General features: G+C 71.6%; 22 protein-coding genes. 3 read left to right on the top strand and 19 right to left on the bottom strand.

Translation table 11 applies throughout. From position 1 onward, the window contains the following. The 14 genes from ACIQM0_RS16810 to ACIQM0_RS16745 form a co-directional block, all read right to left on the bottom strand. Positions 1 to 762 (bottom strand): sirohydrochlorin chelatase, encoded by a 762-nt coding sequence (locus ACIQM0_RS16810; protein WP_401286914.1) that lies wholly within the window; start codon positions 760 to 762, stop codon positions 1 to 3. Positions 763 to 773: 11 nt separating this feature from the next. Next, complete coding sequence (locus ACIQM0_RS16805; protein WP_401286912.1) at positions 774 to 1,694, bottom strand: ABC transporter permease; 921 nt, start codon at positions 1,692 to 1,694, stop codon at positions 774 to 776. Then, positions 1,681 to 2,472, bottom strand: coding sequence for an ABC transporter ATP-binding protein (locus ACIQM0_RS16800; RefSeq protein ID WP_385026262.1), 792 nt, complete (start codon positions 2,470 to 2,472; stop codon positions 1,681 to 1,683). The genes ACIQM0_RS16805 and ACIQM0_RS16800 overlap by 14 nt, the downstream gene beginning before the upstream one ends. Before the next feature lie 41 nt (positions 2,473 to 2,513). Then, the gene (locus ACIQM0_RS16795; RefSeq protein WP_363020984.1) at positions 2,514 to 3,629 is read right to left on the bottom strand and encodes an aliphatic sulfonate ABC transporter substrate-binding protein; all 1,116 of its coding nucleotides are present in this window, start codon (positions 3,627 to 3,629) and stop codon (positions 2,514 to 2,516) included. Between the two features lie 243 nt (positions 3,630 to 3,872). Beyond that, the gene (locus ACIQM0_RS16790) at positions 3,873 to 5,216 is read right to left on the bottom strand and encodes a sulfate adenylyltransferase subunit 1 (RefSeq protein WP_401286908.1); all 1,344 of its coding nucleotides are present in this window, start codon (positions 5,214 to 5,216) and stop codon (positions 3,873 to 3,875) included. Between the two features lies 1 nt (position 5,217). After that, positions 5,218 to 6,153, bottom strand: a complete 936-nt coding sequence (cysD, locus tag ACIQM0_RS16785) for a sulfate adenylyltransferase subunit CysD (protein WP_401286905.1) — start codon at positions 6,151 to 6,153, stop codon at positions 5,218 to 5,220. Next, a complete protein-coding gene (gene cysC / locus ACIQM0_RS16780) occupies positions 6,150 to 6,695 on the bottom strand; it encodes an adenylyl-sulfate kinase (RefSeq protein WP_385026274.1) in 546 nt (181 codons plus the stop codon). Before cysC ends, cysD begins: the two co-directional genes overlap by 4 nt. 23 nt (positions 6,696 to 6,718) lie before the next feature. Continuing rightward, positions 6,719 to 7,435, bottom strand: a complete 717-nt coding sequence (locus tag ACIQM0_RS16775; RefSeq protein ID WP_401286903.1) for a phosphoadenylyl-sulfate reductase — start codon at positions 7,433 to 7,435, stop codon at positions 6,719 to 6,721. After that, positions 7,432 to 7,611, bottom strand: coding sequence for a hypothetical protein (locus tag ACIQM0_RS16770; protein ID WP_401286900.1), 180 nt, complete (start codon positions 7,609 to 7,611; stop codon positions 7,432 to 7,434). The genes ACIQM0_RS16775 and ACIQM0_RS16770 overlap by 4 nt, the downstream gene beginning before the upstream one ends. After that, on the bottom strand, positions 7,608 to 9,305 hold the full coding sequence (locus ACIQM0_RS16765) for a nitrite/sulfite reductase (protein WP_401286898.1): 1,698 nt from the start codon (positions 9,303 to 9,305) through the stop codon (positions 7,608 to 7,610). Before ACIQM0_RS16765 ends, ACIQM0_RS16770 begins: the two co-directional genes overlap by 4 nt. Positions 9,306 to 9,420: 115 nt before the next feature. Further along, on the bottom strand, positions 9,421 to 9,504 hold the full coding sequence (locus ACIQM0_RS16760) for a putative leader peptide (protein ID WP_309486338.1): 84 nt from the start codon (positions 9,502 to 9,504) through the stop codon (positions 9,421 to 9,423). A gap of 162 nt (positions 9,505 to 9,666) precedes the next feature. Continuing rightward, on the bottom strand, positions 9,667 to 10,272 hold the full coding sequence (locus tag ACIQM0_RS16755) for a GNAT family N-acetyltransferase (RefSeq protein WP_401286895.1): 606 nt from the start codon (positions 10,270 to 10,272) through the stop codon (positions 9,667 to 9,669). An 81-nt stretch (positions 10,273 to 10,353) separates the two neighbouring features. Beyond that, positions 10,354 to 11,634 (bottom strand): GAF domain-containing protein, encoded by a 1,281-nt coding sequence (locus ACIQM0_RS16750; protein WP_401286892.1) that lies wholly within the window; start codon positions 11,632 to 11,634, stop codon positions 10,354 to 10,356. Positions 11,635 to 11,910: 276 nt separating this feature from the next. Next, entirely contained in the window at positions 11,911 to 13,548 is a 1,638-nt protein-coding gene (locus ACIQM0_RS16745; protein WP_401286889.1) for an acyl-CoA dehydrogenase family protein, read from the bottom strand. A 17-nt stretch (positions 13,549 to 13,565) separates the two neighbouring features. Between ACIQM0_RS16745 and ACIQM0_RS16740 the strand changes: the two genes are divergently transcribed. Continuing rightward, positions 13,566 to 14,732, top strand: a complete 1,167-nt coding sequence (locus ACIQM0_RS16740) for a YihY/virulence factor BrkB family protein (RefSeq protein WP_401286886.1) — start codon at positions 13,566 to 13,568, stop codon at positions 14,730 to 14,732. 12 nt (positions 14,733 to 14,744) lie between these two features. Here the strand turns inward: ACIQM0_RS16740 and ACIQM0_RS16735 are convergent, their stop codons facing one another. Continuing rightward, positions 14,745 to 15,146 (bottom strand): CU044_2847 family protein, encoded by a 402-nt coding sequence (locus ACIQM0_RS16735; protein ID WP_401286883.1) that lies wholly within the window; start codon positions 15,144 to 15,146, stop codon positions 14,745 to 14,747. Positions 15,147 to 15,204: 58 nt separating this feature from the next. On the opposite strand from ACIQM0_RS16735, the gene ACIQM0_RS16730 reads away from it, so the two are divergent. Then, a complete protein-coding gene (locus tag ACIQM0_RS16730; RefSeq protein ID WP_401286880.1) occupies positions 15,205 to 15,897 on the top strand; it encodes a DUF6597 domain-containing transcriptional factor in 693 nt (230 codons plus the stop codon). A 58-nt stretch (positions 15,898 to 15,955) separates the two neighbouring features. Here ACIQM0_RS16730 and ACIQM0_RS16725 read toward each other — a convergent pair whose 3' ends face one another. From ACIQM0_RS16725 to ACIQM0_RS16710, 4 genes are all read right to left on the bottom strand, one after another. After that, positions 15,956 to 16,351, bottom strand: coding sequence for a VOC family protein (locus tag ACIQM0_RS16725; RefSeq protein WP_401286878.1), 396 nt, complete (start codon positions 16,349 to 16,351; stop codon positions 15,956 to 15,958). A 69-nt stretch (positions 16,352 to 16,420) separates the two neighbouring features. Continuing rightward, on the bottom strand, positions 16,421 to 17,989 hold the full coding sequence (locus ACIQM0_RS16720; RefSeq protein ID WP_401286875.1) for a 3-hydroxyacyl-CoA dehydrogenase: 1,569 nt from the start codon (positions 17,987 to 17,989) through the stop codon (positions 16,421 to 16,423). A 54-nt stretch (positions 17,990 to 18,043) separates the two neighbouring features. Next, on the bottom strand, positions 18,044 to 18,820 hold the full coding sequence (locus ACIQM0_RS16715; protein ID WP_401286874.1) for a CoA-transferase subunit beta: 777 nt from the start codon (positions 18,818 to 18,820) through the stop codon (positions 18,044 to 18,046). 53 nt (positions 18,821 to 18,873) lie between these two features. Continuing rightward, positions 18,874 to 19,791, bottom strand: coding sequence for a CoA transferase subunit A (locus ACIQM0_RS16710; protein WP_401287213.1), 918 nt, complete (start codon positions 19,789 to 19,791; stop codon positions 18,874 to 18,876). A gap of 180 nt (positions 19,792 to 19,971) precedes the next feature. Here ACIQM0_RS16710 and ACIQM0_RS16705 point away from each other — a divergent pair, with 180 nt between their 5' ends. Next, the gene (locus ACIQM0_RS16705; RefSeq protein ID WP_401286872.1) at positions 19,972 to 20,868 is read left to right on the top strand and encodes a LysR family transcriptional regulator; all 897 of its coding nucleotides are present in this window, start codon (positions 19,972 to 19,974) and stop codon (positions 20,866 to 20,868) included. Positions 20,869 to 20,974: the final 106 nt, after the last annotated feature.

Raw genomic sequence — 20,974 nt, 5'->3', positions numbered from 1 at the left:
CTACGCGCCGATCGACGCCGGCCGGGCGGCGGCCGGTACCAGGGACTCGTCGTACCGGTCCAGCAGCAGCCGCGCCAGCTCCGGCGACGGGCCCAGCACCCCGGCCAGCACTTCGGCGCCGGCCTCGGCCGCCCCCGCCGCGATGCGGTCCGGGAGGCGGCCGGGCGCGATCACGTACGGGGCGACCGCCACCCGGCGCACCCCCTCGGCGCGCAGGGCCCGTACCGCGTCCCCGGTCCGGGGGAGAGATGCGGAGGCGAACGCAGGCCGCACGGAACACCAACCGGTGTGCCGCAGCTCCCGCGCGATTTCAGCGATCACTGCGATCGCCTCCGGGTCGGTGGAGCCCGCCGAGGCCAGGACGAGCCCGGTCGAGCCTCTGTCGCCGGGGCGGACCCCGGCCTCGTGCAGCCGCCGTTCCAGGGCGGCGTTCAGCAGCGGCGACGGGCCGAGCACCTCGGCCTGCCGCACCCGCAGCCGCGGGAGCCCGGCGCGGGCCTCCCGCAGTACCGCCGGGATGTCGGACTTGGCGTGGAAGGCCCGGGTGAGCAGCAGCGGCAGCGCCACCACCTCGCCCGTTCCCTCCGCCGCCAGCCGCTCCAGGACCCGCGGCACCGACGGCGCGCTGAAGTCCAGGAACCCGGTCTCCACCCGCAGCCCCGGCCGCAGCGCCCGTACCCGCGCGGTGAGCGCGTGCACAGTTGCGGCGTGCCGGGGATCGCGGCTGCCGTGGGCGATGACGAGGAGGACCGGGGACGTCATGCGGGGCCCTCTCAGCTCTTGACCAGGAGACCGCGGCTGCGAAGCACCCACCGCTCCAGCGGACTGAAGATGAGCAGATCGATGGCGATGCCGACGATCAGGATCAGGAAGATGGCGAGGAAGACCATCGACATGCTGCTGGTCTCACGGCCCTGCTCCAGCAACTGTCCCAGTCCCACGCCCAGATCGGGCGAGGAGGCGATGATCTCGGCGGCCATCAGCGAGCGCCAGGAGAACGCCCAGCCCTGCTTCAGCCCCGCCAGATAGCCGGGCAGGGAAGCCGGGAGCACGATGTGCCAGGTGCCGCGCAGCCCGGTGGCGCCCAGCGTCTGGCCGGCCCGCAGATGCAGCGGCGGGATCTGGTCGACACCGGCGACGAGCCCGTTGGCGATCGACGGGACGGCGCCCAGCAGGATCACCGCGTACATCATCCTGTCGTCCAGCCCCAGCCAGATGACCGCGGGCGGCACCCACGCCACCGACGGCAGCGACTGGAGACCCGAGAGCACCGGGCCGATCGCCGCGCGCACCACCTTGACCCGCGAGACCAGCAGCCCCAGCGGGGTGCCGATGACGAGCGCGAGGAGGAAGCCGAGCAGACCGCGCGAGACGCTGGTCCAGATGTAGCCGAGCAGGGTGCCCTGGGCCCAGGCGTTGGACACCTCGTCCCAGACGTGGGCCGGCGACGGCAGCTTGTAGTCGTCGGTGACCTTCGCCCAGATCAGGATCTGCCAGATGATGAGCACCAGTGCGACGGCCACCACCGGGGGCAGCACCTTCTGCACCAGCACCTGGCGCACCGGGGTCCGGGTCACCCGCACCGCGTCGAGAGCGTCGAGCCCCGCTTCGAGGCCGGCCAGGTCCCGGGCGGCGTCCCCGGGAGCACCGTTCTCGGCGGCGCTGTCCTCGGCGGTGGTCTCAGTGCTGGCCATGTCGGCGGATCTCCCCACGCAGTTGTTCGGTGATCTCGACGGAGAGCTCCGCCACGGCGGTGTCCTCGATGCGGCGCGGCTGCTCGATGTCGACCGTCCACTCCCGGGCGATCCTGCCCGGCCGCGAGGAGAGCAGGACGACCCGCTCGGCGAGCCGGACGGCCTCCCGCACGTTGTGCGTGACGAAGAGGACCGAGACGTTCGTCTCGCGCCAGATCCGGGTCAGCTCGTCGTGCAGCACATCCCGGGTGATGGCGTCGAGCGCGGCGAACGGCTCGTCCATCAGGAGCAGTTGGCTGTCCTGGGCGAGCGCGCGGGCCATCGCCACCCGCTGGCGCATACCGCCCGAGAGTTCGTGCACCCGCTTGCCGTACGCCCCGCCCAGCCGGACGAGTTCGAGCAGCCGCTCCGCCTCGGGGCGGCGCTCCTGCTTCGGTACGCCGCGCAGCCGCAGCGCCAGTTCGATGTTCTTGCCCGCGGTCAGCCACGGGAAGAGGGCGTGCTCCTGGAACATCAGGGCCGGCCGCCCGCCGGGGGTCTCGATGGACCCCGCGGACGGGCGGTCGAGCCCGGCCACCAGATTGAGCAGCGTCGACTTGCCGCACCCGGAGGCTCCCAGGAGGGTGACGAACTCGCCGGGAGCGACATCGAGTGTGATGTCGTCCAGGACGAGCTGCTGTCCCTCCGGACCGCCGAAGGACTTCGAGACGTGGTCGATACGGGCCGCGTGCCCGACCGCCGTACGGTCCTCGGCCTTGGTGAGCGTGGTCGTGGCCATGGTCGTCACCTCCTGGGAGATCCTGGAACGGGGTCGGGTGCTTACTTGACGCCGAGACCGGCGTCGGCGACCTCGGGCTTGCCCGCGGCCTTGAGGATCTTGTTCAGCGGCTTCAGGTCGTAGATGCCCGCCAGATCCGGGTCGTCCAGCAGACCGGCCTTCACCGCGTGCTTGGCCTCGGCGTCGAGCGTGGCGGCCAGCGGGTCGTCGGTGAACTGGATGGACTTCCACGCCGGGTCGATGACGTCCGCCGGCAGTTCCTTGCCGGACAGCGTCTTGAGCGCGGCGTTGGCGGAGGCCTTCGCCTCGTCCGGGTTGGCGTTGATCCACTTGTTGGTGTTGACCGAACCGCGCAGCACCGCCTCGACGACGTCCGGGTGCTGGTCGAGGAACTTCTGCGACACGATGATGTTCGTGATGACGAACTTGTTGTCCGGCCACAGCGTCGACTCGTCCAGGAGCACCTTGGCGCCCTGCGCGACCAGCTTGGAGGCGGTCGGCTCAGGCGCCCAGGCGCCGTCGATGGAGCCGGACTTGTAGGCGTCCGGGGTCACCTTGTTGTCCGTACGGACCACGGAGACGTCGCCCTTGCCGCTCTGGGCGTCGACCTTCCAGCCCTTCTCGGAGACCCAGTTGAGGAAGGCCACGTCCTGGGTGTTGCCGAGCTGCGGGGTGGCGATCTTCTTGCCCTTGAGGTCGTCCAGGGTCTTGATCTTCTTCGGGTTGACGACCAGCTTCACCCCGCCGGAGGCCGAACCGCCGATGATGCGCAGGCTCTTGCCCTTGGACTTCGTGAAGCCGTTGATGGAGGGCGAGGGGCCGATGAAGCCGATGTCGATCGAACCGGCGTTGAGCGCCTCTATCTCGGACGGGCCCGCGTTGAACGTCGAGGGCTTGACCTCGGTGGCGCCGAGCTCCTTGGCGATGATGCCTTCCTGGATACCGACCAGGGCGGTGGCGTGCGTGAGGTTCGGGAAGTAACCGATCTTCACGGTGTCCGCGGAGAGCTTCTTGCCGCCCGCGGAGACGTTCGCCTTCTTGGCGTCGTCGTCCTTCGAGTCGGAGCCGTAGCCGCAGGCGGTGAGCGCCACGGCGAGCAGTGGCAGGGCGGCGGCAGCGGCGATGCTGCGGCGCAGCGTGGTACGGGGGGCAGACACGGGAGGGATTCCTCTCGGAGGCCCGGTGCTCACGTCCCTCGGTAATCCGGGGAGGCGGCCGGGAGGTCGGCAGGTCTTCGTCTGAACGGGCGTTGCGGGCGGTGCGGTTGGTGCATCCGGGCGCGCAGGCAGTGCGCGTACGTCATCGCGCACATCGCGCAACCCCGCCCTGGCCGCTGCCGAGGGCGCCGCTGCCGACGCGGCCGCCCTCCTTCGCGAAGGTCGAGAAGACGTCGGTGCTCATCAGAAGTCCCATTCGGCGTCGTCGCCCGCCGGGGCCGGCGCCCGGGTCACGGCGGCGAACGAGGCGCCCGCCATGCCGGCCGACAGGGTGGTGCCGTCCGCCGGGTCGATCAGCAGGAAGGAGCCGGTGCGGCGCGAGTCGGCGTAGGCGTCGAGCGCGAGCGGCTCCGCGGTACGCACCACGACCCGGCCGATGTCGTTGGCGACGAGCTGTCCCGGGGCCGGGTGCTGCGAGAGGTCGTCCAGGGTGAGGCGGGACGGGATGTCCTTGACGATCGCCTTGACCGTGCGGGTGGTGTGCTTGATCAGCACCCGCTGGCCCACGGTGAGCGGCTGGTCCGCGACGTGGCAGACGGTCGCCTCGACGTCCTGGGTGACCGCCGGGGCGTCGTCCGACGGTGCGATCAGGTCCCCGCGCGAGACGTCGATGTCGTCGGTGAGCCGTACGGTCACCGACTGCGGGGCCCAGGCGATGTCCACGCTGTCGCCGAGCAGGTCGATCCCGGCGATCGTCGACGTACGGCCGGAGGGCAGTACGGTGACGGGCTCGCCGACCCGGAACACGCCGGCGGCGATCTGGCCCGCGTAGCCCCGGTAGTCGGGGTGCTCGGCGGTCTGCGGCCGGATGACGTACTGGACCGGGAAGCGGGCGTGGCAGGCGGTGAGGTCATGGCTGACCGGAACCGTCTCCAGGTGCTCCAGGACGGTCGGGCCGCCGTACCAGTCCATGTGGGCGGACGGCTCCACGACGTTGTCGCCGGCCAGGGCGGAGATCGGGATCGCGGTGATCTCCGGGACGCCCAGGGAGGCCGCGTAGGCGGTGAACTCCTCGGCTATGGCGGCGAACACCGGCTCCGCGTAGTCGACCAGGTCCATCTTGTTCACGGCCAGCACCACGTGCGGGACGCGGAGCAGGGCGGCGACGGCGGCGTGCCGGCGGGTCTGCTCGACGACGCCGTTGCGGGCGTCGACCAGGACCACGGCCAGCTCGGCGGTGGAGGCGCCCGTCACCATGTTCCGGGTGTACTGCACATGGCCCGGGGTGTCGGCGAGGATGAACCGGCGCCGGGTGGTGGCGAAGTAGCGGTAGGCGACATCGATGGTGATGCCCTGCTCGCGCTCGGCCCGCAGCCCGTCCGTCAGCAGCGCCAGGTCGGGCGCCTCCTGGCCACGCTTGCGGGACGCGTCCTCGACCGCCTCCAGCTGGTCGGTGAGGACCGACTTGGAGTCGTGCAGCAGCCGTCCCACGAGGGTGGACTTGCCGTCGTCCACGGACCCCGCGGTGGCGAACCGCAGGAGGGTCGTGGTCGACAGCTGTTCGGCCAGCTGGATGGGTGTGGTCATGTTAGAAGTACCCCTCGCGCTTGCGGTCTTCCATCGCGGCCTCTGACATCTTGTCGTCGGCGCGGGTCGCGCCCCGCTCGGTGAGCCGGGAGGCGGCGATCTCGGTGATCACGGCGTCCAGCGTGGTGGCGTCGGAGTCGACGGCGCCGGTGCAGGACATGTCGCCGACCGTGCGGTAGCGGACCTGCCGGGTCTCCGTCCTCTCGTGCTCCTTGGGGCCGCCCCAGTCGCCCGCGGTCAGCCACATCCCGGAGCGGCTGAAGACCTCGCGCTCATGGGCGAAGTAGATCTGCGGGAGCTCGATGCCCTCGCGCTCGATGTACTGCCACACGTCGAGCTCGGTCCAGTTGGAGATCGGGAACACCCGGACGTGCTCACCGGCGGCGTGCCGGCCGTTGTACAGCTGCCACAGCTCGGGGCGCTGGCGGCGCGGGTCCCACTGGGAGAACTCGTCGCGCAGCGAGAAGACCCGCTCCTTGGCGCGCGCCTTCTCCTCGTCGCGGCGGCCGCCGCCGAACACCGCGTCGAAGCGGTGCTGCTGGATCGCCTCGGTCAGCGGCACGGTCTGCAGCGGGTTGCGGGTGCCGTCGGGGCGCTCGCGGAGCTTCCCGGCGTCGATGTACTCCTGCACGGAGGCCACGTGCAGACGCAGCCCGTGCTCGGCGACCGTGCGGTCCCGGTACTCCAGGACCTCGGGGAAGTTGTGCCCGGTGTCCACGTGCAGCAGTGTGAACGGCACCGGCGCGGGCGCGAACGCCTTGAGCGCCAGGTGCAGCATCAGGATCGAGTCCTTGCCGCCGGAGAACAGGATCACCGGCCGCTCGAACTCCCCCGCCACCTCGCGGAAGATGTGCACCGCCTCGGACTCCAGGGAGTCCAGGTGGCTGAGTGCGTACGGATTGCCGGTGCCTTCCGACACAGTCGCGACGGTCGTCACGCTGCACCCCTCTCGCTCAGCAGCGCGTACAGCTCCGCCGCGGACTCCTGCACGGTCTGCTGGTGCGACTCGATCCGCAGATCCGGCGACTCGGGAGCCTCGTAGGGGTCGTCCACCCCGGTCAGCCCGCTGATCTCGCCCGCCGCCTGCTTGGCGTAGAGCCCCTTCACGTCACGCACCGAGCACACCTCGACCGGAGTGGCCACATGCACCTCCAGATACGCGGTGCCCTCGGCCTGGTGCCGCTTGCGGACCGCGTCCCGGCTGTCCGCGTACGGCGCGATGACCGGGACCAGGACCTTCACGCCGTTGGCCGCCAGCAGCCCGGCGACGAAGCCGATCCGCTGGACGTTGGTGTGCCGGTCCTCGCGGGAGAAGCCGAGGCCCGCGGAGAGGAACTCCCGGATCTCGTCGCCGTCCAGCACCTCCACCCGGTGGCCCTCGCCGCGCAGCCGCCCGGCGAGTTCGTAGGCGATGGTGGTCTTGCCCGCGCTCGGCAGACCGGTCAGCCAGATGGTGGCTCCCGTCTCCGTCACGCTCATCGAGGTCTCCTGATCAGTCGTCATCAGCCGTGCAGCCCGCACTCGGTCTTCCCGCGCCCGGCCCAGCGGCCGGCGCGTGCGTCCTCGCCCTCCAGCACCCGGCGGGTGCAGGGCGCGCAGCCCACGGAGGCGTAACCGTCCATCAGCAGCGGGTTGGTGAGCACACCGTGCTCCGCGACGTACGCGTCCACGTCGTCCTGGGTCCAGCGGGCGATCGGCGAGACCTTGACCTTCTGCCGCTTCTCGTCCCAGCCGACCACCGGTGTGTTCGCCCGGGTGGGGGACTCGTCGCGGCGCAGCCCGGTCGCCCAGGCCGTGTACGGGGTCAGGCCCTCCTCCAGCGGCTTGACCTTGCGCAGCTTGCAGCAGAGGTCGGGGTCGCGGTCGTGCAGCTTCGGCCCGTACTCCGCGTCCTGCTCGGCCACGGTCTGCCGCGGGGTCAGGGTGATGACGTTGACGTCCATCACCGCCTCCACCGCGTCGCGGGTGCCGATCGTCTCGGGGAAGTGGTATCCGGTGTCGAGGAAGACCACGTCCACCCCGGGCAGGGCCCGGGAGGCGAGGTGGGCGACGACCGCGTCCTCCATCGAGGAGGTGACGCAGAAGCGCGGCCCGAAGGTCCGGGTGGCCCACCGCAGGATCTCCGGTGCGGAGGCGTCCTCCAGCTCGCGGCCGGCCCGCTCGGCCAGCTCCCCGAGGTCCTTTGACGTGAGCTCTTCGATCTTCAGGGTGTCCGTCATATCCCGTCCCCTTCACCGTCGTTGCGCACCAGTCCCCGGTTCAGCAGGCCCAGGAACTTCAGCTGGAACGCTCGGTTGCAGGAGGCGCATTCCCAGGCCCCGTGCCCCGTCTCGTGCGGGCGCAGGTCCTCGTCACCGCAGTAGGGGCAGTGGAACGGTGCGGCGCGCTCGCTCATGCCAGCGACTCCGCACTGGCGCGTGCCGCCCAGGTCGCGAAGCGCTCGTCGCCCTCGCGCTCCTTCTGGAAGTTCCCCAGGACCCGCTCGACGTAGTCGGGCAGTTCGGCCGAAGTGACCTTCAGGCCGCGGACCTTGCGTCCGAATCCGGCCTCCAGGCCGAGCGCGCCGCCCAGGTGCACCTGGTAGCCCTCCACCTGGTTGCCCTCGCCGTCCAGCATGAGCTGGCCTTTGAGGCCGATGTCCGCGGTCTGGATGCGGGCGCAGGCGTTGGGGCAGCCGTTGATGTTGATGGTGAGCGGCTCGTCGAACTCCGGCAGGCGGCGCTCCAGTTCGTCGATGAGGGAGGCTCCGCGCGCCTTGGTCTCGACGATCGCCAGCTTGCAGTACTCGATGCCGGTGCAGGCCATCGTGCCGCGGCGGAACGGGGACGGCTTCACCTGGAAGCCGAGCTCCTCGAGTCCGGCGGACAGCGACTCGATCCGGTCCGGTTCCACGTCGAGGATCAGCATCTTCTGCTCGACGGTGGTGCGCAGCCGGTCAGAGCCGTGCGCGGCGGCCAGCTCGGCGATCTTGATCAGGGTGGGACCGTCGACCCGGCCGACCCGGGGTGCGAACCCGACGTAGAAGCGGCCGTCCTGCTGCTGGTGGACGCCCACGTGGTCGCGCCAGCGGCTGCTGGGCTGTTCGGGGGCGGGGCCGTCGAGCAGCGGCCGCTTGAGGTACTCGTCCTCCAGTACCTGGCGGAACTTGACGGGGCCCCAGTCGGCCATCAGGAACTTCAGCCGGGCACGGGTGCGCAGCCGCCGGTATCCGTAGTCCCGGAAGATCCCGACCACTCCGGCCCAGACATCGGCGACCTCGTCCAACGGCACCCAGGCGCCCAGGCGTTCGGCGAGCCGGGGGTTGGTCGAGAGGCCGCCGCCGACCCAGAGGTCGAAGCCGGGGCCGTGCTCGGGGTGCACGACGCCGACGAAGGCGATGTCGTTGATCTCGTGGACCACGTCCTGCACGGGCGAGCCGGAGATCGCGGTCTTGAACTTCCGCGGCAGGTTGGAGAATTCCTTGCTGCCGATGTAGCGGTCGTGGATCTCGTCGACCGCCGGGGTCCCGTCGATGATCTCGTCGGCGGCGATCCCCGCGACCGGGGAGCCGATGATCACCCGGGGGCAGTCGCCGCAGGCCTCCGTCGTGGACAGGCCGACGGCCTCCAGCTTCTGCCAGATGGCCGGGACGTCCTCGATGCGGATCCAGTGCAGCTGGATGTTCTGCCGGTCGGTGACGTCGGCGGAGCCCCGCGCGTAGTCCCGCGAGACCTCACCGATGGCCCGCAGCTGAGCTACCGTCAGCCGCCCGCCGTCGATGCGGACCCGGAGCATGAAGTAGCGGTCGTCCAGCTCCTCCGGCTCCAGGATCGCGGTCTTGCCGCCGTCGATGCCGGGCTTGCGCTGTGTGTACAGGCCCCACCAACGCATGCGTCCGCGAAGGTCGTTGGGGTCGATCGAGTCGAACCCACGCTTGGAGTAGATCGTCTCAATGCGCGTCCGCACGTTGAGACTGTCGTCGTCCTTCTTGAACTGCTCATTGCCGTTGAGGGGGGTGTAGTGCCCCAGGGCCCACTGGCCTTCGCCACGGTGGCGTCCTGCCTTGCGGCGAGGGGTGGCGGGCGCAGGCTGTTCCGGGGTAGCGGCCATGACAGTACGTCCTTCGGGACTGCAGGAGGGCGGCTCTGAACTGCACACTCGCGTCTGGGCGCGGCGGTGCGCAGGGTTTGCAGAGAAAAGGGGATCGCGGCGGTGCTGGAGACTCTCAGCTCGCCGGACAGATGGCGCTGGACATGCGGCCGAGGTCGACGTGGCGTCGACTCACCAAGGCAATTCCAGTTCCAGACATGACGGAAGCGTGTCACGCGAATCTCGGACCAGTCCACCACTATCCATGATGTGGACGAGACTGTCCCGACAGGTGAGACCATGTGGCGCCCGTCACGGAAGTGCCGGGCGCCGGACCGTCCGGATAACCGGACAACCATGCGTATTTCCTCCGAGTGAACGGTTACGGAAGCGGCTCCCGGCCGGAACCGGGCCACGGACCCGGAGTGGCGACCTCGGGCTCCAGCTCGGTCCTGGTGTCGAAGAGCCGGAAGCCGCGCCGCAGATAGTTGTCCATGGCATGGGGCCCGTCCTTGGAGCAGGTGTGCAGCCACACCCGCTTCGTCGCCGGCCGCTGCGGCCACCGCTCCGCCAGGTCCCAGGCACGGGCCGCCCCGTACGCGAGCAGATGGCCGCCGATCCGGCGCCCCCGGAACGCCGGTATGAGACCGAAGTACATGATCTCGACCACGCCGTCGTCCTGCGGGTCCAGCTCGATGTACCCGGCCGGTGTGCCGTCCGCGTACGCCACCCAGGTCTCCGCGCCGGGCCGGTCCAGCGCCTCCTGCCACTGCGCGTACGTCATCGTCAGCCGGTCCGTCCAGCGGATGTCGCCGCCGACCGCCGTGTAGAGGAAGCGGCTGAACTCGGGCAGCGGTATCCCGGACCGGATGATCCGGATGTCCCCCTCCGGTACGGCGGGCGGCCGCAGATCATCGGGAGAGGTCTGCTCCAGGGACCAGACGGTCACCTCGGCGGTCGGTTCGGCGGGGCGCGCGGGGTTGCTCATGACTGCCAGAAAACCATGCCCCGCGGCCCCGCCCCAAGCCGGTCCCGGCAGACGGACGCCCAGGACCTGCGAGAACACCGGTCAGCGGGCGCTGCGCGCCGCCGTCACCACCGGGGCCTTCGAGCGCGGCAGCAGATCCGCCGGGTGCTCCGGGTGGACCACCTCCACCTCGACCCCGTCGCCGAAGCGGTACGGGCGGTGCGCCAGCACCTCCGCGAGATGACGCCGCAGCCGGGAGATCTCCGCCCGCACCGTCACCGTCCGGGTCGGATCGCCGAAGATGTCCTCCGCCAGCTCGGACGCGGTACGCCCCTCCCGGTGCAGCGCCAGCGCGAACAGCAGCTCGGCGTGGCGCGGGGAGAGCCGCTGGGCCCAGGTGCCCACCGGGCTCACCACGTTCACCGCGAGACCGCGCGGCCGGCTCAGATCGAGCACGACCCGGCGCGGCGGGCTGTCCGTCGCGCCGTCCGCGACCTGCACCAGCCAGCCGCCCGGCAGCGGCTCCACCCGGCACATCCCGAGCGAGGGCAGCCACACCCGGCCCTGCTGGAGGGACTTGGGCAGCGGCAGCCGGTCCACCGGCGGCATCCCGGTGACCGCCGCCAGCCAGCCGTGGGGGTCCACGGCCATCGCCCGGCCGCCCAGCCGGCACAGCATCGGCGCCGCCACCGAGCGCAGCCGGTCGATCGACTCCAGATGCCGGGTCCTGATCTCGCTCTCGGCCAGCCGGGCCACCGAGCCGACCAGGGCGAGCGTCGTCGGATGGAAGGTGGACGCGGGCCCGCTGATGTCGACGATCCCCATCAGCCGGCCGTCCCGCGGATCGCGCACCGGAGCCGCCGCACACGTCCACCCGTGCAGACTGCGCACGAAGTGTTCCGCGGAGTGGACCTGCACCGGGGTGCGCGCGGCGATCGCCGTGCCGATCGCGTTGGTGCCGGTGCTCTCCTCCGACCAGGCGGCGCCCTCGGCCAGGCAGATCTCGTCGGCCCGGCGCAGCACCGCCGTGTTGCCCTGGCGCCACAGCACCCGGCCCTCCACGTCGGTGACCACCATGATCTGCTGCGAGGCGTCCGCGATCGCCGTCAGGGCGTCGCCGAGCAGCGGCATCACCTCACCCAGCGCGGAACTGCGCCGCCGGTGCTCGATCTCGTCCGGCTCCAGCAGGACGCTGTGGGTGGACTTCTCCGGATCGATCCCGCTGCGCAGCGCCCGGTTCCACGAGGCCCCGATCTCGGCCCGCGGCGCGACCGGCACGCGCTCGCCCGCCAGCCGGGCCTCACGGGCCCGGTGGACCAGGCGCACGGCCCGGTCCGACTCCCGGACAGCCAGCCGCATCACATCGACAGGACTTGTCTCCATGCCGGATCCCCCCTGGAGCCTCTTGTTTCCCGTGTCAAGGCCGCGGGCCCCATCCTGCCGCTGCCGGGGTCCGCGTACCGCAACTCCACATAATGGTTGCAACCCTCTGCAACTCTGGCGACGCTCCCCGGTCCGTACAAGAGTGGCGGTACACCGGACGGCGGGGCCTCGGCCTCGTGGCCCGGTGTGTACAGCATGGGGGGTGGTGCCGTGTCGGCGCAGCACCACCCTCCGTTGCTGCCCCGGCGGACCGTCCGGCAGAGCGGCCCCGTGAGGTCAACGCTCCACGGGCCACGCCCGTTCCACGACCGACGCCAGGTCCAGGGTGTGCGGCAGCGTCCCGAACGCCGAGCCCCAGTCCCCGCCCAGCCGTGACGCGCAGAACGCGTCGGCGACCTCCGGCGGCGCCCAGCGCACCAGCAGCGAACCCTGGAGCACCAGCGCCATCCGCTCCACCAGCCGCCGGGCCCGCGCCTCGATCCCCTCCAGGTCCGCGAGCTCGGTGAGCAGGTTCTTGATCGCCCGGTCCAGCCGGTGATCGGCGCCGCGCGCCCGGCCGACCTCCGAGAGGAACGCGTTGAGCGCCATCGGCTCGCGCTGGAGCGCCCGCAGCACATCCAGCGCCTGTACGTTCCCCGAGCCCTCCCAGATCGAGTTGAGCGGCGCCTCGCGCAGCAGCCCGGGCATCCCCGACTCCTCCACGTAGCCGTTGCCGCCCAGGCATTCGAGCGCCTCGCCCACCATCGGCGTACACCGCTTCGTCACCCAGTACTTGGCCGCGGGCACCGCGATCCGCAGGAACGCCAGCTCGCTCTCCGTCCCGGCGTCGTACGCGGCCGCCAGCCGCATCGCCAGCACCGTCGCCGCCTCCGACTCCAGCGCCAGATCGGCCAGCACGTTGCGCATCAGCGGCTTGTCGACGAGCACCCCGCCGAACGCGCTGCGGTACGTGGCGTGGTGGACCGCCTGCGCCACCGCCTGCCGCATCAGCGCGGCCGAACCGATCACACAGTCCAGGCGGGTCGCCGCCACCATGTCGATGATCGTGCGGACCCCGCGCCCCTCCTCACCGACCCGGCGCGCCCACGTACCGTCGAACTCGACCTCGGCGGAGGCGTTGGACCGGTTGCCCAGCTTGTCCTTGAGCCGCTGGATCGCGAAGGCGTTGCGGGTGCCGTCCGGCAGCACCCGGGGCAGCAGGAAACAGGTCAGGCCGGCGGGGGCCTGCGCCAGCACCAGGAAGCCGTCGGACATCGGCGCCGAGCAGAACCACTTGTGCCCGGTGAGCAGATACCCGTCGTCACCGGACAGGGGTTCGGCGCGCGTCGTGTTGGACCGCACGTCCGTGCCGCCCTGCTTCTCGGTCATGCCCATCCCGAGGAGCACCCCGGCCTTGTCGCCGGCCGGCCGCAGCTCCTCCTCGTACACGTGCGAGGTCAGCAGCGGTTCCCACGCGGCGGCCGTCGCCGGATCGGTGCGCAGCGCGGGCACCGCCGCGTGGGTCATCGAGAGCGGACAGCCGTGGCCCGCCTCGGCCTGCGTCCAGACCAGGAAACCCGCCGCCCGGCGCACATGACCGCCCGGCCGGTCCCAGGCGTCGGTCAGACCCGCGGAGACGGCATGGCCGAGCAGCCGGTGCCAGGACGGATGGAACTCCACCTCGTCGACGCGGTTCCCGTACCGGTCGTGGGTGCGCAGCCGGGGCGGGTTCTCGTTCGCCTGCGCACCCCACCGCTGCGCCTGCGCGGAACCGGCGGACCGGCCGAGCCGGACGAGCCCGGCCCGCGCCTCGTCGAGCAGTTCGGGCGGGAGATGCCGGTCCACGGCTTCGGTGAGCGCACGGTCCGCGGAGAAGACGTCATAGCCGGACAGGGGAGGGGCCTGGTTGGACACTGTGTGGGTGGTGGCTGCCATGCCGATACGGTAAGGACGTGCAGGCAGCAAATGAAACACCCGAGCGGCCACCGGGCCGGCTCCACCGGGCCCGAGTCCTCTACCGCAACGTCTCCAAGCGGCAGATGGCGTGGCAATTGCTCAAGGACACCGTCAACTCGTGCATGGAGTACCGCATTCTGGGACTCGCCGCCGAGGCGGCGTTCTTCACCCTGCTGTCCCTGCCGCCGCTGCTGCTGGGACTGATCGGCCTGCTCGGTTACGTCGACGAGTGGACCAGCACCACCACCGTCGCCTCCATCGAGAACAACATCCTCAGCGCGGCGCAGACCGTGCTCTCCCAGCGGGGCGTCAACGACTTCGCCAAACCGCTCCTGGCGGACGTCACCACCGGGGCCCGGCCCGACGTCATCTCGATCGGTTTCGCGATCGCGCTCTGGTCCGGCTCCCGCGCGGTCAACGTCTTCATCGACACCATCACCGTGATGTACGGGCTGGACGGCCAGCGCGGCATCGTCAAGACCCGGATGCTCGCCTTCTCGCTGTACGTGGTGGCGCTGCTGCTCGGCGCGATCGTGCTGCCGCTCCTGGTGGTCGGCCCTGACCGGGTCGTGGAGTACATCCCCTGGGGCACCGAGCTGATAAGCGTCATGTACTGGCCCCTCGTGATACTCCTGTCCATCGCCTTCCTGACGACGCTCTACCACGTGTCCGTCCCCGTCCGCTCGCCCTGGATCGAGGACACACCGGGCGCCCTGATGGCGCTCGCGATCTGGGTGCTGGGCAGCTTCCTGCTGCGGATCTACCTCACCAGTACGGTCGAGGGGCCCACGATCTACGGCTCCCTGGCCGCGCCGATCGCCGTACTGCTGTGGATCGGCGTCTCCGCGTTCGCGGTGCTGGTGGGCGCCGCCGTCAACGCGGCCATCGACCGGGTGTGGCCCTCGGTGGCGACGGCCGCGGCACGTGCGGCCAACGATCGGGTGCGCGCGGTCCAGGCGGCGGAGTTCGTGGCCCGTACCCAGGCGGAGAGCTGGAACGACGGCATGGACGACGAGGAGGACGGGGACGAGGGGGACAGCCCCTACATGCCGTCCGAGTTCCCGGAGCGGTGGTCCCGGTTCCTGCCGCCCGACGACGTGAAGTCCAGGCTCCAGCCGGGCCGCGAGAAGGAGCCGGACAAGCCGTACCAGCCCGGCGAGTGAGACCCGGCCGTCTCAGGGCGCGGCAGGCGAGGCCGGCGCGGCGGGTGCGACCTGCTGGGCCGGTACGGGCGGTGGCGCCGGCGCGGTCCCGGGCGTCGAACCGGGCGACCACGACAGCTTGACCGTCAGGTGGCCCTCCACCGCGCTCTTCGCGATCACGGCCCCGGCCTCGGTGGTGATCTTCACCCCGAACTCGATCTCCACCCCGTCCGGCTTCAGCGAGCCGTCCCGGAACACCGCCAGCGCCGATTCTGCCGCCGCCCGGATCCCCTGGAGCGCGCTGTCGAAGGTGCGCCCCGACCGGGCCAGGGCGTTCCCGTCGCGTGAGACCAGCTGCGCACCCGGGGCGTGCCGGTCGACCTCGACCGTCACCGTGGCACCGCTGTCGGTGGTGAACTCCATCAGTGCCGCCATGACCGCCCCCGGGATACCGATTCCGCCCGTTCTCCGTCAGTCGACGACAATAGTGCCCATGGGCGACAGGTACGAGGAGCGCGCGTCGCGGGTGGACGGCGCGCGGGTGTGGACCCTGACCGTGCCGCGGGGTTCGGTCCATCCGGTGCTGCCCGACGGCTGCATGGACCTGCTCTGGATCGGTGGCCGGCTGCTCGTCGCGGGCCCGGACACCCACGCGGAACCCGCGTCCGTGACCGACGGCGGCCGTGTCGCGGGCATCCGCTTCGCCCCGGGCACGGCGCCCGCCCTGCTCGGCGTGCCCGCGCACGAACTGCGTGACCGCAGGATCGCGCTGGCCGGTCTGTGGCCGGACGCGGAGGTCCGGGAACTCACCGAGCGGGTCGCGGAGGCCGTCGACCCGGCCGCGGCCCTGGAGCAGATCGCCCTGCGCAGGGCGGCCGGTACCGCGCCGCCGGACCCGGCGATGCGGTACGTCGCCGGGCAACTGGACAGCGGCCGGTCCGTCGCGGACACGGCACAGGCGGTCGGCCTCGGCGCGCGCCAGCTGCACCGCCGCTCGCTGGTGGCCTTCGGATACGGCCCCAAGACGCTCGCCCGGATCCTGCGGCTCCAGCGCGCGCTGGCTCTCGTACGGTCCGGAACGCCGTACGCCGAGTCCGCGCTCGCGGCGGGCTGCGCCGACCAGGCACATCTAGCCCGGGAGATGCGCGAACTGGCCGGAACCACCCTGACCGGATACTTCGCCTGACACCACCCCGGGGGAGCGGACCGCCGATCCGGCGTCCGGACCTCTGAGCCGCGTCGCCTCAGGAGGGGGTCGCGGCGAACAGCGACACCGCACAGCCGTCCGGGTCCAGCACCACCGCGTACCGCTGCCCCCACACGGCGTCCCACGGCTTCAGATGACCGCGGTACCCGGCGCCGGTCAGTTCCTCGTAGACGGAGTCGACCTCCGCCGGACCGTCGCAGAGGAAGGCGAGCCCGAGCCGCTCCCCGCCGTCCGCCGCCGTCCATTCCGGGTCGAAGGAGCGCACGACGTCCTCGGTGTCCCACAGCAGGCGCTGCCCGCCCGGGAGGGTCACCTCGACATGCGGAGCGGATTCCGCGTCGGCGGGGATGTCGAGGCCGAGCCGGCGGTAGAAGGCGAGCGAGGCGGCCAGATCCGCCGTGGTGACGGAGAGCGCGTCGAGTCGTGGAGTCATGGTCCGACCGTAGGCCGGGCACCGGCCTACGGTCTTGTACAAATCGGTCACGCCCCCGTCCGGCCGCGCTCAGCCCGTGCTGTCGCTCCCCGCGCCGTCCAGGCAGTCCGCCGGGGACGTGCCCGGGTCCGTCAGGGCCAGGCCCAGCGCGGCGCGTTCGGTGACCCAGCGGCTCGGGCGGTGGCGCGGGTCGCCGGTCGTCGCGTACAGGGCCCGGTGCAGCTCCAGCATCCGGGCCGCGCCGATCCGGTCGCCCCAGGCCAGCGGGCCGACCGGGTAGCCGAGACCGGTCGTGACGGCCAGATCGATATCGGCCGGGGTCGCCAGGGCGCGTTCCGCGATGGACGCAGAGACCGACACGATCGAGGCCAGCAGCCTTTGGGCGACCGAGCCCGCCGTGTCCCGCACCACAGACACCGCGAACGGCTCGCCGTCGTCCGATGCCCGTGCCAGTACCGCGCGGGCGTCCCGCGCGGCGGCCGGGTCCGCGGCCGGTGTCAGGGCCAGCACCCGGCGGCGCCCGGCCGCCGGCAGCGGGTCCACCCCGAAGGTGCGCCCGGCGGGCAGCCGGTGCGCGGCCACCGCCGAGGCGACCGTGGTGCCCCAGACCGGGACCAGCACCAGGGCCTCGCCCGAGGGCTCGGGGCCGGACTCGACCGTGGCGCCCGCAGCGGTCAGCGCCTCACGGAGAGCGGTGGCGTCCCGCACGTGCGCCGCGTCGGCGAAGACGTGCACCGGACGGTCCGCGTCACCCGTGACCGGCGCCTCCGCGGCCGGGGCGGGCGCCTCGGAGCCGTACGCGAACCAGCCGCGTCCGCTCTTGCGGCCGTGCAGGCCGGCCGCCACCCGGTTCGGGGTCAGGTAGGAGGGGCGCAGCCGGTCCTCGTGGCGGAAGCCCTCCCAGATCGAGTCGATCACCGCCGCGGTCACATCGAGTCCGGTGAGGTCCATCAGCTCGAACGGGCCCATCCGCAGGCCGAGTACGTCCCGTGCGATCCGGTCGATGTCGGCCGGGTCGCCGACCGTCTCCTCCAGCAGCGCGAGTGCCTCCGTGACCAGGCCGCGCCCGGCGTGGTTGACGAGGAAGCCGGGGGTGTCGGCGACCGTGACCGCGCGGTGCCCGCAGCTCTCCACGAGCCCCGTCAGCAGGGGCGGGATGCCGGGGCGGGTGGCCGCGCCCGGCACGACCTCGACGATCCGCATCAGGGGGACCGGGTTGAAGAAGTGCAGCCCGGCCAGCCGCGTCGGGTCATCCAGCGCGGCGGCGATCCGGGTCACGGACAGCGAGGAGGTGTTGGTCGCGAACACGGCGGAGGCGGGCAGTACCCGCTCCAGCCGGCCGAAGACCTCCGTCTTGGTGGCGAGGTCCTCCCGCACGGCCTCGATGACCAGCTCGACCTGCGGGCCCTGGGCCCACGGGTCCGCCAGCGGGATCAGCCGGTCCACGGCGGCCGCCGCGTCCCCGGCGGACATCCGGCCCTTCTGCACGGCCCGCTCCAGCATGGAGCGTACGAAGCCGGCCGCCTCGGTCACCGCCTCCGGCCGTACGTCGCACAGCTCGACGGTGTGTCCGGCGGCGGCCGCCCACTGGGCGATGCCGCGGCCCATGGCTCCGGCTCCGACGATCCTGATACGCATGGCAGTTGGGGCCTCTCGGGGTGGTGGACGGGCGGACCGGACGGACCGTGCGGTTCAGCGGAGATACACGCGGTCCGGGTCGACATCCTCGCGCAGCAGCCGCAGCTCGTCCCGCGTCGGGGGTGGTACCTCCTCGACCGTGTCGGCTGCCCGGAGGTCCCAGCCGGTGGCCGCCCTGACCTGCTCGACGCTGACGCCCGGGTGGACGGCGACCAGCCGCAGTTCCTGGCCCATGCCCGCACGGGCCAGGATGCCCAGTTCGGTGATGACGCGGGTGACCCCGGCACCCAGCGGCCGGATGCCCTCGGCCAGTGCGCGGTCCGGTCCGGGCGTGGTGCAGAAGTCCAGCTCCGCGGGGAAGGAGCGCGGATTGTGACGGCGCATCACCACGAAGACCTCGCGGGAGTTGGCCATCACCTCGACCCCGCCCCCGGAACCCGGCAGACGCACCGACGGGCTCTCCCAGTCACCGATCACCGAGGTGTTGAGGCTGCCCCAGCGGTCGATCTGCGCGGCTCCGAGGAACCCGACATCGATATGGCCGCCCTGGAGCACACAGCCGAAGAGCATCGGCATCGAGATCACCGCCTCCGCCCCCGTGATCAGGACGGCGTCGGCGATGGTCTCCGGCAGTCGCGAGGGGTGGGCGCCGCAGACCCCGGACTCGTACACCACCTCGATGTCCGGGGCGACCGTCAGATGGGCCAGTTCGGTGGCGAGGGTCGGCAGGCCGATCCCGGCGAACACCGTGCGGCGCGAGGCCAGTTCGCGGGAGGCGACGACGGCGAGCAGTTCGGACGAGGTGAGGGTGCCCGGTGCGGTGGTGGTCATGACCCGTTCCTTCCCGTGTCCGGTGTGCGGATCCGTGCGGAGCCGGTGGGTGCTCACAGCCGGCGCCCGTAGTTCACCGGCTCGCTCAGCGCCTCGCCGACCGCGAGCCCGGCCCAGAACTCCTCGCCGAGCTTCTCGACGTACTCCGCGTGGTCCGCCGTGCCGCGCACCCACTCGTCCAGCCAGTCCTGGAGCCGCCGCGGATCCTTGCTGATGTGCGACCAGGCACGGTAGAAGGCGTTGTCCCGGTCGTAGTACCCCTGCGCGAAGGACGGATGCGCGCCGCGCGGGCAGCAGACGACCGCGTCGACCGCGTGGGCGGGAACCAGGGTGCGGTTCGGGTCGGAGCGGATCACCTCGTCGTCCACGATCTCCTCCACGACGACGACCGCCTTCCCCGCCGCGTACACCGCCTCGGCCTGAATGCCCGTCAGGCCCCACATCTGGGTGTTGCCGCTGCGGTCGGCGCGCTGCGCGTGGATGATCGTCACGTCCGGGTTGACGGGCGGTACGACGTAGATCTGCTCGGGTTCGCCGTCCGGGCCCGGATAGGGCGAGGTGACCTTGCGCAGATCGCTGTTGACGGCCGGCAGATCGCTGCCCCCGTAAGAGCGCAGCGGATAGAACGGCAGCCGCTGGGACCCGGCGAGATAGCGGCAGATCATCCCGTAGTGGCTGTACTCCTCGAAGGCGAGCGGTGCCGGGTCGGCGCTCTCGATGCGGCGACGGAGCTCACCGAGCGAACCGGCCGAGGAGTTGCCCACGAAGGAGGAGACCAGGCGCGTCACGCACCCCGCGGCCAGCATCTGGTCCACCACGATGTCCGCGGTCATCCGGACGACCGTCAGGTCCCGGCGGCCCTGGCGGATGATCTCGTGGCCCGCGGCGGTCGGGATGAGGTGGGTGAAGCCTTCGAGGCAGACGGTGTCACCGTCGTGGACGAAGCCGGCGATCGCCGCCCTCATCGACATCGTCTTGTCTTTCGGGTCCGTCCTGGCCACGGTGCTCCTCCGCTGCGTGTGCGTCGTCGCGCCCCGCGGTGCGTGCGCGTCGCCCTACCGTGCCAGCGGCCATTGATTGCTGTCCAATACCAAATTAAGGTCCGATCAAGACTGCTCATTAATCAATCACCGCTGAGGCAAGAGGTGGGTATGGAACTGCGTCATCTGTCCGCGTTTGTCGCCGTGGCCGAGGAGTTGCACTTCGGCCGGGCCGCCAAGCGGCTCCAGATGGCCCAGCCGCCGCTGAGCCAGCAGATCCGGCAACTGGAGAAGCAGCTCGGCGTCCAGCTCTTCGAGCGCAACACCCGCTCGGTGCGGCTCACCAGCGCGGGGGAGTCGTTCCTCCAGCCGGTACGGACCGTGCTCGACGACCTCGACATCGCGGTACGGGCCGCGAAGGCCGCGGGCCGCGGCGAGTACGGGCGGGTCAGCATCGGCTTCGCGGGCGCCTCCAGCCACGAGACGCTGCCCCGGCTGACCCGGGCGGTGCGCGCCGCCCACCCCGGCATCGAGCTGGTCATGACCGGCCAGACCTACGCCAACGTCGCGCTGGCGCGGGTCGCGGACGGCTCGCTGGACCTGGGGTTCGTCCGGCTGCCGGTGACCCAGCCGGGCGTGGCCCACCGGGTGATCGACGAGGAGGAGCTGGTCTGCGCGCTCCCCTCCGACCACCCGCTCGCCGCCCGGGACAGCGTCCCCATCGAGGTCCTGGCCGAGGAGCCGTTCGTCTCGTTCCCCGCCAACACCGGCTCGACCGTGCGCGACGCGATGGTCGGGGCCTGCGAGGCCGCCGGGTTCAACCCGCGCGTGGTGCAGGAGGCCCCCGACTCGTACACGATCCTGGCGCTGGTCGCCGCGGGCGTCGGGGTGACCCTCACCGTCACCTCCGTCCAGCACATCCAGCAGAACGGCCTCGTCTACCGCCCGCTCGCCGGCCCGCCCATCCGGCGCCAGGCGGCTCTGGCCTGGCGGGCCGACAACCCGTCCGCCGCCCTGCGCGCGGTGCTCGCCGTCGCGGAGAACGCCCTGCCCACGCCGTCCTCGTGACCGCTCGCCCGATTGAGACGCGCCGCGTCTCGAATCAGGGGGAACTGGATATTGGACCGGCTCAGTCCCCGGGTGCGAGGGTCACCCCACACCCTTGCCGCCTTCT

It is taken from the genome of Streptomyces sp. NPDC091387, from assembly GCF_044756945.1.
Taxonomy (GTDB): Bacteria; Actinomycetota; Actinomycetes; order Streptomycetales; family Streptomycetaceae; genus Streptomyces.
This window is presented reverse-complemented; position numbering and strand designations above follow the sequence as displayed.

What these genes read in the sequence shown, in the direction of transcription:
- ACIQM0_RS16810 (WP_401286914.1), bottom strand. Translation starts at nt 762, where the DNA reads ATGACGTCCCCGGTCCTCCTCGTCATCGCCCACGGCAGCCGCGATCCC.
- ACIQM0_RS16805 (WP_401286912.1), bottom strand. Translation starts at nt 1,694, where the DNA reads ATGGCCAGCACTGAGACCACCGCCGAGGACAGCGCCGCCGAGAACGGT.
- ACIQM0_RS16800 (WP_385026262.1), bottom strand. Translation starts at nt 2,472, where the DNA reads ATGGCCACGACCACGCTCACCAAGGCCGAGGACCGTACGGCGGTCGGG.
- ACIQM0_RS16790 (WP_401286908.1), bottom strand. Translation starts at nt 5,216, where the DNA reads ATGACCACACCCATCCAGCTGGCCGAACAGCTGTCGACCACGACCCTC.
- cysC (WP_385026274.1), bottom strand. Translation starts at nt 6,695, where the DNA reads ATGAGCGTGACGGAGACGGGAGCCACCATCTGGCTGACCGGTCTGCCG.
- ACIQM0_RS16775 (WP_401286903.1), bottom strand. Translation starts at nt 7,435, where the DNA reads ATGACGGACACCCTGAAGATCGAAGAGCTCACGTCAAAGGACCTCGGG.
- ACIQM0_RS16770 (WP_401286900.1), bottom strand. Translation starts at nt 7,611, where the DNA reads ATGAGCGAGCGCGCCGCACCGTTCCACTGCCCCTACTGCGGTGACGAG.
- ACIQM0_RS16765 (WP_401286898.1), bottom strand. Translation starts at nt 9,305, where the DNA reads ATGGCCGCTACCCCGGAACAGCCTGCGCCCGCCACCCCTCGCCGCAAG.
- ACIQM0_RS16760 (WP_309486338.1), bottom strand. Translation starts at nt 9,504, where the DNA reads ATGTCTGGAACTGGAATTGCCTTGGTGAGTCGACGCCACGTCGACCTC.
- ACIQM0_RS16755 (WP_401286895.1), bottom strand. Translation starts at nt 10,272, where the DNA reads ATGAGCAACCCCGCGCGCCCCGCCGAACCGACCGCCGAGGTGACCGTC.
- ACIQM0_RS16750 (WP_401286892.1), bottom strand. Translation starts at nt 11,634, where the DNA reads ATGGAGACAAGTCCTGTCGATGTGATGCGGCTGGCTGTCCGGGAGTCG.
- ACIQM0_RS16745 (WP_401286889.1), bottom strand. Translation starts at nt 13,548, where the DNA reads ATGGCAGCCACCACCCACACAGTGTCCAACCAGGCCCCTCCCCTGTCC.
- ACIQM0_RS16735 (WP_401286883.1), bottom strand. Translation starts at nt 15,146, where the DNA reads ATGGCGGCACTGATGGAGTTCACCACCGACAGCGGTGCCACGGTGACG.
- ACIQM0_RS16730 (WP_401286880.1), top strand. Translation starts at nt 15,205, where the DNA reads ATGGGCGACAGGTACGAGGAGCGCGCGTCGCGGGTGGACGGCGCGCGG.
- ACIQM0_RS16725 (WP_401286878.1), bottom strand. Translation starts at nt 16,351, where the DNA reads ATGACTCCACGACTCGACGCGCTCTCCGTCACCACGGCGGATCTGGCC.
- ACIQM0_RS16720 (WP_401286875.1), bottom strand. Translation starts at nt 17,989, where the DNA reads ATGCGTATCAGGATCGTCGGAGCCGGAGCCATGGGCCGCGGCATCGCC.
- ACIQM0_RS16715 (WP_401286874.1), bottom strand. Translation starts at nt 18,820, where the DNA reads ATGACCACCACCGCACCGGGCACCCTCACCTCGTCCGAACTGCTCGCC.
- ACIQM0_RS16710 (WP_401287213.1), bottom strand. Translation starts at nt 19,791, where the DNA reads ATGTCGATGAGGGCGGCGATCGCCGGCTTCGTCCACGACGGTGACACC.
- ACIQM0_RS16705 (WP_401286872.1), top strand. Translation starts at nt 19,972, where the DNA reads ATGGAACTGCGTCATCTGTCCGCGTTTGTCGCCGTGGCCGAGGAGTTG.